Here is a 14,293-nt window from a genome sequence, read left to right as displayed (position 1 = left end):
CCGAACAGAGTTTTGGCCCTATGGCAGCGCCCATGGGTAAAGTCACACTCGCGTTGGAAACTGCCTAAGCCTGAGCTTTCCTAAAGTGAGTTTTCCTGAGATAAGCTTTCCTGAAATGGATCAAGGAACACTCGCGCCCTCAGGCGCATGACTTAGGCACAGTACTTAAACACAGTACTTAAAGACAGTACTTAAGCACAGGACTTGGGCGGCATTAAGTGGCCAAGCTCCCAGGCATCCATACGTGCATCCAGATGGGCATGTACCTGTGCTGGCGTATCCAGCTGCATGATCTCATCAAGGAGTTGTTTCGCATCCACCAGGGTGACTCTGCGTATGGCGGCGCGCACCTTGGGCAGGTTGGGTGCATTCATGGATAGACTGTTAAAGCCCATAGCCATCAATAAAAGCGCCCCCGCTGGGTCTCCCGCCAGCTCACCGCACAGTGAAATTGGCTTATCCAGCCGTTTAGCATCCTGGGCCAGCTCCACCAGTGCCCCCAAAAGCGCCGGATGCAGTGCATCATAAAGGTCAGCGACCCGTGGATTGTTTCTGTCGACCGCCAACAGGTACTGGGTCAAGTCATTGCTGCCCACTGAAAAGAAATCAACCCGCTTTGCCAGAGCATCCATTTGATAAATCGTCGCCGGCACTTCAATCATGACGCCGACTTTAGGCCGCTCAACCGCGATACCCTCCTCACCCAGTTCCTCGATCGCCCGCTCCATCAGGCGCAAGGCTTCATCAACTTCTTCGACATTGGTAATCATCGGGAACAGCACATACAAATTATCCAGCCCCTGGGATGCTTTGAGCATGGCGCGCAGCTGAACCATCAGAACTTCCGGGTGATCAAGCGTGACCCGCATACCCCGCCAACCCAAAAAGGGGTTGGCTTCTTCAATCGGGAAGTAAGGTAAGTCCTTGTCTCCACCAATATCCAGGGTACGCATGACCACAGGCAAGGGCGAAAAACTTTCCAGCTGATCCCGATACAGTCGCGTCTGCTCTTTTTCGCCGGGGAAGCGCTCGGTAATCATGAAAGGCACTTCGGTACGGTACAGCCCCACACCACTGATACGGCTTTTCAGCAAAGCCACCACATCCACGGTCAGGCCGGTGTTCACCATCAGCGGCACCTTGTAGCCATCTGGGGTCTGGCTGGGTAAGTCCTGCTCGTGCTCCAACAGAGCTGTCAGGGCCTCCTCTTCTTCAATCAGGGTGGTGTAGTGAGCGGTCAGCTCGGGGCTGGGACGGACAAAGAGGCGCCCGCGATGGCCATCCAGCACCACTGGGGCCCCGGAAAGGCGCGGCAGCGGCAGATCAACCATTCCCAATACCGTTGGGATGCCCATGGCTCGGGCGATAATCGCCACATGGGAGGTGCTTGAACCACGCACGGATACCAGCCCTTTCAAGCGCTCGCGCGGCACTTCACCCAACATGGCCACACTGATTTCATCGCCTACCAGAATGGCGTTTTCCGGATAGGTATCTGGTGTGGAAGGCGTATCTTCCTGCAGGTGCGCCAGCACCCGACGGCCCAGATCACGAATATCCGCCGCACGTTCGCGCAGATAGTCGTCATCAACGCGCTCCAGATATTGCACATGACGGCGCACCACATCGGCCAGCGCCCCTGGCGCCCACTGACCTTCGCGGATGCGTTTTTCCACCTCCTCGGTCAGCGCTGCTTCTCCCAGCATCTGCTGATAAACGTCAAACAGCGCCAGTTCTTGGGCTGAAATACGATTGACCAGTCGTTCTGCTGCAGCGCGAATTTCACTCCGGGTCTTACTGACCGCTTCCTTGAGACGCGCCACCTCAAAATCCATGTCACTTGGCACTAGATCCGGCACGCTATTAAGATCCGCCGGTGGAGAGATGACAACTGCCTCACCCATACCAATACCCGGTGATGCGGCCACTCCCTTGAACGTTGCCTGACTGCCGGCCAGCGAAGGGCGCGTAAAGTTACCGGTGGCCAGGGCATGGGCCAAGACGCCCGCTAACTGAGCCGCCATGGTAACCAGAAAGGCTTCATCCTCATCGTCATAACGGCGTTTTTCTGCCTGTTGCACCACCAGTACACCGAGCATCTGGCGCTGATGAATGATAGGCACACCCAGAAAGCTTGAGTAACGCTCTTCTCCGGTGGATTCAAAGTAGCGGAAATGAGGATGCAATTGCGCATCCTCCAGATTAAGTGGCTCACTGCGCTTGGCCACCAAACCCACCAGACCTTCGCCCAAGGGCAGCACTACCCGGCCAACTGCCTGGGTGCGCAGGCCAATGGTCTCCATCAGGATTAATGACTCAAGCTCCTGATCATAAAGATAAAACGAGCACACGTCAGTGTGCATGGCCTTACGGATCCGGCGCACCATGGTCGCCAGGGCCGCATCCAGATTACGCGCGCTATTCACTTCCTGGATGACGCGACGCAGCACCTCGAGCATGGACGTTTTACTTTTCACTATTATTGGCCTCGCTGAGGAAAATTAGGGTTCACCGGACCTTGAAGAAGCATCGCTTGCAGAAACATCGCTTGAATAACCGCCACCTGACGACTCTATCCGCGATGAGTTGCCCTCCAGGGCAATACGCTGAAGGCGTGGTGAAAGTTCACGTAGCGCTCGGCGATAGACTTCCCGCTTGAACGGCACCACCTGCCCAAGCGGATACCAGTAGCTGACCCAGCGCCAGCCATCGAATTCAGGCTTGGGGGTTGCCGTCATGCAAATCTGGCTTTCCTGACAGCGAATCTGCAGTAAAAACCACTTCTGTTTCTGGCCGATGCACACCGGCCGAGCATGGGTTCGAATCATGCGACGTGGTAGGCGATAGCGCAGCCACCCTCGGGTGCAGGCGACAATATCAACGTCATTGGCGGTCAGGCCAATCTCCTCATGCAACTCACGAAAGAGTGCTTGATGTGGCGTTTCACTTGCCTTGATGCCTCCCTGAGGGAATTGCCACGCATTCTGCCCTACACGACGCGCCCAAAGCAGTTGCCCCTCGGCGTTGGCAATAATGATGCCAACGTTGGGGCGAAAGCCGTCTGCGTCGATCACGGACGTCACCTTAATAAATTTTTAGTTACCCCCATTTTTCCACAAGCAAGACAAGCGTATCAATACAATATAACGCTAAGTGGTTAAACCAGGGTGACTCTGCGATAATTCATCGCCTCATAACATAACATTAAAGGGGAGCGCCGTGAGTCTGGCTATTTTCGATCTGGACAACACCTTGCTATCCACCGACAGCGATCATGCCTGGGGCGAATTCCTGCTTGAGCAAGGCGCGGTGGATGCGGTGGCTTACCACGCCGCCAATGAACGCTTTATGGCGGACTATAATGCGGGCACCCTGGATATCCATGCCTTTCTGGAAGTGGCCTTAACACCACTAGCCGAGCACAGCCCCGAACAGCTTGCCGCCTGGCACCAACAGTTCATGGCCAGCAAGATTGAACCGCACATCCTGCCCAAGGCCGAAGAGCTTATTGCCCGCCACCGCACGCGTGGTGATACGCTACTGATCATTACCGCCACCAATCTGTTCATTACCGGCCCGATTGCCGAACGGCTAGGTATTGATCATCTGATCGCCGTGGAGCCAGAGATCATTGATGGCCGCTACACAGGCAGGGTGAGCGGCATTCCGAGTTTTCGTGAAGGCAAGGTCACCCGGCTTGAGCAATGGCTTGAGAACCAAGATATGACCCTCGATGGCGCCTGGTTTTATAGCGACTCACATAACGATCTGCCGCTCCTTGAGCAGGTGGATCATCCAGTCGCGGTTGATCCCGACGACACCCTGCGCCAGATCGCCGAACAGCGCCAGTGGAAAATCATGAGCCTGCGGGATTGAGTGATGGTGAGTGAGTGGTGAGCCACAATAAAAAACCCCGCAAGCATGCTCGCGGGGTTTTGTGTATATCGAGCGCTTTTTCAGGCGCTCCATAAAACATGCTTAGCCAAGCAGATGTTCGACCGCTGCACGCTCTTCGCGCAGCTCTTTTTCAGTCGCGGCCATCTTCTCTTTGCTGAAGGCGTCCAGCTCAAAGCCCTGAACGATTTCGTACTTACCGCCGTGGCAACGCACCGGGTAAGAGTAGATGATTCCTTCTTCGATACCGTAGCTGCCGTCTGACGGGATCGCCATGCTGACAATGCCGTCACAGCCCAGCGCCCAATCGCGCATATGGTCGATGGCGGAAGACGCTGCAGAGGCCGCAGAAGAAGCACCACGTGCCTTGATGATAGCCGCGCCGCGCTGCTGTACGGTCGGGATAAAATCGTTCTCGTACCAATCGCGCTCAACCAGATCAAATGCCGCCTTGCCGTTAACTGTGCACTGAGCCAGATCCGGGTACTGGGTAGCACTGTGGTTGCCCCAGATAATCATGCCTTCAACATCCGTCACGTGCTTGCCGGTTTTCTGGGCCAGCTGGGTCAGCGCACGGTTATGATCCAGACGCGTCATGGCAGTAAACTGGCCAGCATCCAGATCCGGCGCATTGCAGGACGCAATCAGGGCGTTGGTGTTGGCCGGGTTGCCGACCACCAGAACACGCACATCACGGCTGGCGTGGTCGTTCAACGCCTTGCCCTGCACCGAGAAGATCGCGGCGTTGGCTTCCAGCAGATCCTTACGCTCCATACCCGGGCCACGCGGACGAGCACCTACCAGCAGGGCGAAGTCAGCGTCTTTAAAGGCAACGTTCGGGTCATCCGTGGCAACGATATCCTGCACCAGCGGGAAGGCACAGTCGTTAACTTCCATGACGACGCCATTCAGGGCATCCAGCGCCTGGGGAATTTCCAGCAGCTGTAGAATCACCGGTTGATCTTTGCCCAGCATGTCGCCAGCGGCAATGCGGAAAATAAGTGAATAGCTGATCTGACCGGCGCCGCCGGTAATCGCAATACGAACGGGATCTTTCATCATGACTCCTTGGTTAATTGGCCTTGATACGACCAAGAGCAGAATGCCGTTAATAGCGCTTATGGCCACCAACGACACAATTCAGGACGAGCTGATGGTATGCGCAGTGCAATAAAAACTCAATCAGACCTGCGGCTAGTTAGGGCAGCGCCAGGCAGTTTTCCTGTTGCTTCTGAGCCGCTATTTCGTCCAAAGACATGTAAAAGCACTGGCCGGCGCCTTTCAGCGCACTGCCAGTGCTTAACATGGAAAGTGAACAGCCAATGCTCGGTATCAGGCCGGTGCCTTGGCCTGTTCCGGACTGTGGGCGGCATGAAGTTTTGCAATCAGCTGATCTTCCAGCGCGAAGCGTTCGGTAAGCCCTTTTGACAAGCGATCAATCCAGGCTGGCAGACGAGTAAGGTTCTGCTGACAGCGAATCGGCGTGGCATAGTCATTATCGATCTCAAGGGTCATTTCCGTTGACATTTCCAGGCGTTCAAGCAGCTTGGCTGCCAGCGCCAGTGCGGCTTCATCATCAAAAGCTTTGGCCTCATCAGCCAGTTGAGGATACACCTCAAAATGACCGGCGCTGATGTAATCCATCAGCAGTTCACTAAAGCTATCGACGTGGGTTTTGTTCACACCTTCAAGCTCAGCGTCGCAGGCTTGCTGCAACGTCATGAAACTGACCAACAGCTCTTTACGCTGCTGTAGCCAGCGGTCAATCAAAGCGTGGACACCACCCCAGCGCTCCTGGGCATTTTTGCAATCTTCGAGCATGGGGGCCATCTCCCTGTTATCAGGCCGGATAGATGGATTACACCTGATAGAACAGGGTTAACCCATCAGAAAGCGACTCGGTTACACACAGTTAATATTGGCCAAGCGTCTCCTGTCCGGCGGTAACTGTCAACCACGCGAAGGTGCAAAAGATAGCCACAGCAACCTGAGTGGCGCCAGCGCCAATATCAAGAACCCCACCAACGTCCAGGCGGGCAGCGAAAGGCCCAGCAGCATGAAATCAATCTCCGCACACTCCCCCGACCCTGACAGCACGCGGTTGACCACGTCCTGAAGTGGCAGCATATCCATCATGTAGCTGAGATCTGGACCACAGCTGGGCACTTTATCGGCGGGTAAAGACTGCAGCCAGATATGGCGACCCGCAACAAAGGCACCACCGGCTACGGTCACCAGGCTCAAGACGCCATAAAACGCCTTGCCCCAGCGGCCCGACGGGTTATGCACCGCCGCCACCAGTAACACAGCGGCTGTGGCTATTACTCCCACCCGCTGAAACACACACAGCGGGCAGGGTGCCAAACCGGCAAGATATTGCAGCGCCAATGCCACGGCCATCATCAGGCCACAGAAGGCAATCCCTGCCAGCGCCACGCTGCGCGTTGATAACAGCATTACGGGAATCCTCCAGCCGTGGATAAGGCTGCCAGACGGGATTCCCGCGCCTGGGTAAAATAGCTGTCCAGAAACTCGTTGAAGCTGACCTGATTCGCTTCCTCGATATCGTGCTGCTGCTGATGGGAGGTTTCCACCAACTGATCCAGCAGAGCCTGGCGGGAACGCAGCATCGGCTGCTGTTGCAAGGTATCTCCTTGCTGCTTTGCCAGCATCAGCATCAACTCACTTAGTGACACCTTCTGATCATGCAGCTTCGCCAGCAGCTGGGCAGACGGGGTCAGATCCGGATGCTGTAAGGCCGGCGCACAGGCGGATACCGCATCAGCATGTGGTGACCCTTCTTCCATGGCATCCAACAGGCTGGCAACCGTCATCATCTCCGCGCATATCTGCTCACCCCACTCGGCCACACTGACGGCTTCTCCCTGGCGAGTCAGGGTCAACGCCGGGTCACGCCCGCGCTCCACCACCAGGCGACGATTATCGTCCAGACGATCACATTCTTCATCGCTAATCCATGGGCTTTCGCTCAGCAGGCACCACAGCAAAAAGGTATCCACAAAACGGATCTGAGGCTCGGTAATGCCCAAAGGATCAAAGGGGTTCAGATCCAGACAGCGCACCTCGATATACTCAACGCCCCGCGCCTCAAGCGCCTGACTGGGCGTTTCGTTATGTTTGGTAACCCGTTTAGGGCGGATATCGCTGTAGTATTCGTTTTCGATCTGCAGGATATTGGCATTCAATTGCTGCCAGTAACCGTCAACATTAACACCCAGCTTTTCGTAGTCGGGCCAGCTTGAAGAAATCGCGTGGCGCAGGGTATTCACGTAGTTGCCCAGCGAGTTGAAGCAGATCTTGAGCTGCTCCTGCACCTTGTTCTGGTAACCAAGATCCGACATACGCAAGGTGGTCGCGTAAGGCGCATAGTAGGTTTCATCATCCAGCGTATGCAGCTTTTGCGGTAATTTTCCGCTCGGTAAAAAGCTTTTATCAATGGCCGGAGAAGCACCAAACAGGTAAAGCAGCAGCCAGCTGTGACGACGGAAGTTGCGAATCAAGGCAAAGTAACGCGTCGAGCGATAATCGTTAAACGCCGTATGCTCTTCACCTTCAAGGGTCTGCAACGCCTGCCACATGCTATCCGGCAGGGATACATTGTAGTGTACGCCCGCAATAGCCTGCATGATGCGGCCGTAGCGCACATCCAGCCCTCTGCGATAGACCGACTTCATGGTGCCGATGTTGGATGTGCCGTAATCAGCAATCGGAATGCTGTCATTGCCTTCCAGACGGGCGGGCATGCTGCCCGGCCAGATCCACTCATTATCCAGCGCATGATAGGTGAATGTCTGCAGGTCACTCAGAAAAGCCAGCGCTTCGCGGGGCTGCGATGTCACCGGTGTAATGAACTCCAGCAAGGCTTCTGAATAATCTGTCGTGATATGCGGATGGGTCAGCTTAGAGCCAAGTGCATAGGGATGCGGCGTCTGAGCAACGCGGCCCGTCGCGTCTACCCGCAAGCCTTCTTTTTCAATGCCACGCCGCAGGCGACCCAGGCGGCCAGCTTTTGCCACCGGCATGAGACGTTCAACCTTGCTATTCAAAGTTGATGACGCAGAAAAGGATGTATCTGTGAGTGGTTCAGACAAAGTGAACACTCCTTGTGTCTGGTCCGCCAGCAACTGACGGATAAACTCGTTTTATATGTCGACCAAGCGACGCAGAAGCGCAGGGTATAGCGCCATTAGTCAAACATTGACCTCCTCTCCTCCCTCAGCTTTTTAAGAAGCTGCCGCCTACGGCGGAAAGGAAGGAGATTCCCTGGTTGTTGCCTTCCAGGTTCCTGCTTCGCAGCCCGTTGCCCTTGGTGATGACACCGCAGGTCTTACACAAGCTCCACAGGCTTAACCTCCCGTAAGCCCTACGGTAGTCTTTTCATGCTGACGGAGCTTGTCAGCCCCTGCCAGAATCGCTTTGCCCGATTGCAAAATGTTGCGAGCGGCGTTTACATCGCGGTCAATGCCTTGGGTGCCGCAGCTCGGGCAGTCCCAGGTGCGGATAGTGAGCGGCATCTTGTCAGTGATATGACCACAGTGAAAACAACGCTTCGAACTGGGGTACCACTTGTCTATCTGCACGAATTGACGACCATGCCGCTCGGCCTTGTAAGCCAGCTGCTGGAGCAGTTTATGCCAGCCCACGTCGCTAATCGCTTTGGCCAATTTGCGGTTTTTTAGCAGGTTCTTGATCTGCAAACTCTCGGCAGCAATGACTTGGTTCTCGTGAATAAGCTGCGTGGAGAGTTTATGGGTGGCGTCGCGGCGCTGATCAGCCAGCTTGGCATGTACCCTAGCTACCCGATGCCGCGCCTTGGCACGGTTATTCGAGCCTTTCTGTTTACGGGACAGGCTTCGTTGCGCCCGCGCCAGCTTGCGCTCAGTGCGACGCAAAAAACGTGGGTTGGAGATTTTATCGCCGTGACTAGTAATGACGCGGTGGGTGAGTCCCAGGTCGATACCGACCATCTTAGGTGTCACAGGGAGCGGCGTCACCGCTTCTTCTACCAAAAAACTGACGTGGTAACGGCCAGCGGTGTCACAGCTCACCGTGATGCTGCTCGGTGTGCCGGAAAAATACCGACTCCAGCGGATAGCCAGCGGGTCTTTGTGCTTGGCGAGCCACAGCTTGCCATCGCGCCAGCGAAAGCCGTTCGCCATATACGTCGCGGACTGTTTGCGCTGCTTTTTCTTGAAGGTGGGATATCGCGCCTGGCCTTTAAAGAAGTTGCTGAACGCGCGATCCAGATGCCGGAGCGACTGCTGCAGGCAGACGTTGGATACATCGGCCAGAAACGCCGTGTCTGGTTGTTTCTTGAGAACAGTGAGCGCTTTGGCAGTGGCATTATAGTTCATGCGTTCCTGACGCTCGAACCAAGCATCGGTGCGCTGGCGCAGGAAATGGTTGTAGACATACCGCACACAGCCAAACGTCTGGGCAAGCTGCTCGGCTTGCTCATGCGTTGGGTAAAACCGATATTTGTAGGCTCGGTGTACGATAGTCATAACCAAAAATCTAGCGTAGTATAAATAACATGTCAACATAGAGGCGCTGCGCGCCTCGCGCTTTCTTTCCTCGCACTAAACGTACGAGGTTTGACGTGTATTTTGATCAAGGCAAGCGGACAATAGTATTACGCTATCGACATTCATTTTGACCGCATTACCTCGAACGGATTACTTATCCTGCCGCGCTTTTAAAAGCGCGGCCCCCAGGGCACCGACCGCCGCTGGCTCTGGAGTTGCCTGGGCGGCCTTGCGCTGACCACGCTCATTAGCAGTGCGGCTATGCGTTTGTGTGGGGCGCTGGTTCTCCTCGCTTGAAGCCTGTTCAGGCTGGTCGTCCAGGCGCATGGAGAGCCCTACCCGCTTGCGCGGTATATCCACACTCATTACTTTGACATGAACAATATCGCCCGCCTTGACCACACTGCGCGGGTCGTCGATAAAACGCTCGGAAAGCGCCGAAATATGCACCAGACCATCCTGATGAACACCAATATCCACGAAGGCGCCGAAATGTGTCACGTTGGTGACCGTGCCTTCCAGTACCATGCCTAGCTCTAGATCTTTCAGGGTTTCAACCCCCTCGCGAAACTCGGCTGCCTTGAACTCAGGGCGCGGGTCACGGCCAGGTTTATCCAGCTCGGCGATGATATCGGTCACGGTGAATACCCCAAAGCGCTCATCGGCAAAATCGGCGGGCTTGAGCGTTTTCAACGTGGCGCTGTCACCTATCAGGCCTTTCACATCGCGGCCCTGATGCTTGGCGATCTGCTCTACCAGGCGATAGGTTTCAGGGTGAACAGCACTGGCATCCAAGGGGTTCTCGGCATTACTGATACGCAAGAAACCTGCGCACTGCTCGAATGTCTTGGGCCCCAGACGGCTGACCTCCAACAGCTCTTTACGGCTATTGAAAGCCCCTTTGGCATTGCGCTGGGCTACGATATTTTCTGCCAGCGTAGCTGAAAGGCCGGCAACCCGCGAGAGCAAGGCGCTGGAGGCCGTATTCAGGTCAACTCCTACGGCATTGACACAGTCTTCAATCACGGCTTCAAGGGATCTTGAAAGCTTTAGCTGAGAAACATCATGCTGGTACTGGCCCACGCCAATCGATCTGGGTTCGATCTTGACCAACTCGGCCAGCGGATCCTGCAGGCGGCGAGCGATGGACACGGCGCCCCGCACGGTGACATCCAGATCCGGCAGCTCGCGGGAGGCGTATTCTGACGCGGAGTACACAGATGCGCCGGCTTCAGACACCATGACCTTGCTCAGGCGCTGTTCAGGGGCCATCCGCTTGACCAGCTCAGCGGCCAGTTTATCGGTCTCGCGGCTGGCGGTACCGTTGCCTACGGCGATCAGTGAGACGCTGTGCTTGTTGACCAGGCGGGCAAGTTCAGCCAACGCCTGATCCCACTGCTTCTGAGGGGCGTGAGGATAAATCGTTGCCTGATCGACGAACTGTCCGGTGGCATCCACCACCGCCACCTTACAGCCGGTTCTCAGGCCGGGGTCAATCGCCAGGGTGACTTTCTGCCCGGCGGGCGCGGCGAGCAACAGATCCTTGAGATTGGCGGCAAAGACCTCAATGGCGGTCAACTCGGCCTGTTCACGCAAGCGGCCAAGCAGCTCGGTTTCAAGCGCGGTATAAAGCTTGACCCGCCAGGTCCAGCGCACCACTTCACTCAACCATTTGTCAGCCGGGCGCCCTTCATCACGTACGCCCACCTGGCGGGCAATCGCTACCTGTGCGGGATGAACTGGCGCTTCCTCTTCACCCGGCAGGCGAATCGCCAAGCCAAGCACCCCTTCATTGCGGCCACGGAACATGGCTAATGCCCGGTGCGATGGCACCTTGGCGAGCTTTTCATCATGCTCGAAATAGTCGGAGAACTTGGCGCCTTCCTGTTGTTTGCCATCAAGCACTCGGGCGCTCAGTTCGCCTTCCTGCCACAGCCGTTCACGCAGCTGGCCAATCAGCTCGGGGTCTTCAGCAAAGCGCTCCATCAAAATCTGCTTGGCACCATCCAGCGCGGCTTTGGTATCTTCAATGGCGGCAATGTCACCGTCTGCTGGGCGCAGATAGGCTTGTGCTTCGTGTTCAGGGGTTAATGAAGGATTGGCTAGCAGCGCATCCGCTAACGGCTCCAGCCCGGCTTCACGGGCAATCTGCGCCTTGGTGCGGCGCCTTTTCTTAAAGGGCAGGTACAAGTCTTCCAAACGCTGCTTGGTATCCGCGGCGTCTAGCTGGCGGGCCAGTTCGGGCGTCAGCTTGCCTTGTTCCTCAATGGCGGCCACCACGCCAGCACGGCGCTCTTCCAGTTCGCGCAGGTAACGCAGGCGCTCATCCAGCTGGCGTAGCTGGATATCATCCAGCGCGCCGGTCACTTCCTTGCGATAACGCGCGATAAACGGAACGGTCGAACCTTCATCAAGAAGGGCTACTGTGGCCGACACCTGCTGGGGGCGAACACCAAGTTCATCCGCCAGGCGGGTGAGAATACGCTGATTGACATCCATATATCGCAACAATCTCATGCAGCTTTGATAAAGCCGTCAAGGTATCACAATCAGCGCCTTAACGCCTCAGGCCGGGACAAAACGCAAGGCAGCCCCGTTATTGCACCAGCGCAGACCGGTGGGTTCAGGGCCATCATCAAACACATGCCCTTGATGGCCACCGCAGCGGGCACAATGATATTCCACCCGGGGCCAGATCAACGAGAAATCGAGCTGGCTAAGCATATGCCCTTCCACATGCTCGAAATAACTCGGCCAGCCTGTACCCGAGTCATATTTCATGGCACTGGTAAACAGCACCAGATCGCATCCGGCACAGCGGTATTCACCCTCGCGCCATTCTCCATCCAGGGGCTTGAAAAAGGCTCCTCGGTACCGTGTTCGCGCAGCACGTAAAAGGCTTTGTCGGAAAGTCGTTCGCGCCACTGAGCTTCAGTAAGTTCGAGGGGTTCAAGCCCTGGGGCAGCCTCCAGCTTGACGCGCGGAAAGCCAAACGAAACCCCTGGCAGCATCCCGGCCAGGCCTGTCAGCCCGGCAAGACCCAAAAAGTGACGACGTTTCATCAAGACAAGACTCCAGATGTTAATAAACAAAAATGGGGCAGTGCCTTAGCACTCCCCCATTGAGACCACATCGTTTATCTAATGTTCTACAGGCTAACTATTTTGTACATGCTAGTTTTGTACACGTTAGCCGATCGATCCTTCAGGTCAGCTGCGGACCTGCCTGAACAATAGCGTCATTCACGCCTTCAAACTTCTTAAAGTTATCAACAAACTTGGTGGCCAATTCCTTCATATGACGGTTATAGGCTTCCTTATCCTGCCAGGTGTCACGCGGATCAAGCAGGCTGGAATCAACGCCGGGAACCGCCACAGGCACCTGCAGGTTGAGGCCATCAATCTGCTTGGTTTCCACATCACGCAGAACACCGGACTGAATAGCGGTAATAATGGCGCGCGTAGTGGGGATCGAGAAGCGCGAACCGCCTTCGCCGTAGGCACCGCCGGTCCAACCGGTGTTGACCAGATAAACCTGAGCATCCTTCTTTTCAACGCGCTTGATCAGCAGATCAGCATACTCGCGCGCCGGACGTGGGAAGAAGGGAGCACCAAAGCAAGTTGAGAAGGTCGCTGCCAGCCCTTCGGAAGAGCCCATTTCAGTAGAGCCCACCTTGGCAGTGTAACCCGACAGGAAGTGATAAGCAGCGGCTTCCTTGGAGAGCACGGAAACTGGCGGCAACACGCCTGACATATCGCAGGTCAGGAAGACAATGGCATTCGGCTCACCAGCACGATTTTCCGGTACACGCTTTTCAATGTGCTCCAGCGGATAGGCCGCCCGTGAATTCTGGGTCAGGCTGTCGTCGGCGTAATCCGGCTCGCGGCGGTCATCCAGCACCACGTTTTCCAGCACGGTGCCAAACTTGATAGCGTTCCAGATAACCGGCTCATTTTTCTCGGACAGGTCGATGCACTTGGCATAGCAACCGCCTTCCATGTTGAACACAGTGTCATCGCCCCAGCCGTGCTCGTCATCACCGATCAGATAGCGCGCCGGGTCTGCTGACAATGTGGTCTTACCGGTACCGGAGAGCCCGAAGAACAGGCAGGTTTCACCGTCCTCACCGACGTTGGCCGAGCAGTGCATGGGCAGCACATCCGCATCCGGCAGCAGGTAGTTCTGAACCGAGAACATGGCCTTTTTCATTTCACCGGCATAGTGCATACCGGCAATCAGGACTTTTTCTCAGCAAAGTTGATGATCACGCAGCCATCGGAGTTGGTGCCATCGCGGCTTGGCTCACAAACAAAATGCGCTGCATTGAAAATCTGCCAGGCGTCTTTGGCGCTCGGGTTATACACCTCGGGGCGCACGAACATGGTGCGGCCAAACAGGTTGTGCCAGGCCGTTTCGGCGGTGACCCGTACGGGCAGATAGTGCTCCTGATCACTGCCCACGTGCAGTTCGGAAACGAAGGTATCATGGCTTTGCAGGTATTCATCGACCCGCGCCCAGAGTGCAGAGAACTTGTCGGCGTCAAACGGACGGTTAACGCTGCCCCAGTCGATGCTGTCGCGGGTCGATGGTTCATCGACGATAAAACGATCCTTGGGTGAGCGGCCGGTGCGTTCGCCGGTACTCACCACCAGAGCACCGTTCGCCGACAGACGGCCCTCACCACGAGCCACAGCGCGCTCGATCAATTCGGCGGTGTTTAGGTTTACGTGGGCTTGAGGAGCAGCTTGAGTCGTGGTCATGTCGATTCCTGGGCCTTAGGCCATTTATCCGTTTATCCGGCGTCTCCGACGCCTGCAAAAACATTCCCGACCGGTTTGACCAGGTCGGGTAAG

General features: G+C 56.0%; 8 protein-coding genes and 3 pseudogenes. 1 reads left to right on the top strand and 10 read right to left on the bottom strand.

All coding sequences use genetic code 11. From position 1 onward, the window contains the following. Positions 1-191: 191 nt before the first annotated feature. Both ptsP and HLB35_RS00945 read right to left on the bottom strand, forming a co-directional pair. A complete protein-coding gene (gene ptsP, locus HLB35_RS00950) occupies positions 192-2,459 on the bottom strand; it encodes a phosphoenolpyruvate--protein phosphotransferase (RefSeq protein WP_171701172.1) in 2,268 nt (755 codons plus the stop codon). Positions 2,460-2,594: 135 nt separating this feature from the next. Beyond that, positions 2,595-3,074 (bottom strand): annotated as a pseudogene (locus tag HLB35_RS00945) (RNA pyrophosphohydrolase); the annotation flags it as partial. A gap of 145 nt (positions 3,075-3,219) precedes the next feature. On the opposite strand from HLB35_RS00945, the gene HLB35_RS00940 reads away from it, so the two are divergent. Then, the gene (locus HLB35_RS00940; RefSeq protein ID WP_171701170.1) at positions 3,220-3,876 is read left to right on the top strand and encodes a histidinol-phosphatase; all 657 of its coding nucleotides are present in this window, start codon (positions 3,220-3,222) and stop codon (positions 3,874-3,876) included. 102 nt (positions 3,877-3,978) lie between these two features. Here HLB35_RS00940 and HLB35_RS00935 read toward each other — a convergent pair whose 3' ends face one another. The 8 genes and pseudogenes from HLB35_RS00935 to HLB35_RS00900 all read right to left on the bottom strand — a co-directional run bounded on the left by HLB35_RS00935 (position 3,979) and on the right by HLB35_RS00900 (position 14,200). After that, positions 3,979-4,953: a malate dehydrogenase gene (locus HLB35_RS00935; protein ID WP_216601344.1), complete on the bottom strand. Its 975-nt coding sequence runs from the start codon at positions 4,951-4,953 to the stop codon at positions 3,979-3,981. Between the two features lie 273 nt (positions 4,954-5,226). Then, positions 5,227-5,715: a sigma D regulator gene (gene rsd / locus HLB35_RS00930; protein ID WP_171701168.1), complete on the bottom strand. Its 489-nt coding sequence runs from the start codon at positions 5,713-5,715 to the stop codon at positions 5,227-5,229. Positions 5,716-5,844: 129 nt separating this feature from the next. Continuing rightward, entirely contained in the window at positions 5,845-6,351 is a 507-nt protein-coding gene (locus HLB35_RS00925; protein ID WP_171701167.1) for a disulfide bond formation protein B, read from the bottom strand. Further along, a complete protein-coding gene (gshA, locus tag HLB35_RS00920; protein ID WP_422822399.1) occupies positions 6,351-8,006 on the bottom strand; it encodes a glutamate--cysteine ligase in 1,656 nt (551 codons plus the stop codon). Before gshA ends, HLB35_RS00925 begins: the two co-directional genes overlap by 1 nt. A gap of 255 nt (positions 8,007-8,261) precedes the next feature. Next, a complete protein-coding gene (locus tag HLB35_RS00915; RefSeq protein ID WP_171701563.1) occupies positions 8,262-9,419 on the bottom strand; it encodes an RNA-guided endonuclease TnpB family protein in 1,158 nt (385 codons plus the stop codon). 171 nt (positions 9,420-9,590) lie between these two features. Continuing rightward, positions 9,591-11,939, bottom strand: a complete 2,349-nt coding sequence (locus tag HLB35_RS00910; RefSeq protein ID WP_171701166.1) for a Tex family protein — start codon at positions 11,937-11,939, stop codon at positions 9,591-9,593. 66 nt (positions 11,940-12,005) lie between these two features. After that, positions 12,006-12,502: pseudogene (msrB, locus tag HLB35_RS00905) on the bottom strand (peptide-methionine (R)-S-oxide reductase MsrB). Between the two features lie 142 nt (positions 12,503-12,644). Next, a pseudogene (locus tag HLB35_RS00900) lies at positions 12,645-14,200 on the bottom strand (phosphoenolpyruvate carboxykinase). Between the last annotated feature and the right edge of the window lie 93 nt (positions 14,201-14,293).

This window comes from Vreelandella azerica, from assembly GCF_013112225.1.
In the GTDB taxonomy this organism is placed as follows: Bacteria; Pseudomonadota; Gammaproteobacteria; order Pseudomonadales; family Halomonadaceae; genus Vreelandella; species Vreelandella azerica.
Note: the sequence above shows the minus strand (reverse complement) of the source record. Positions and strands in the feature narration are given on the sequence as shown.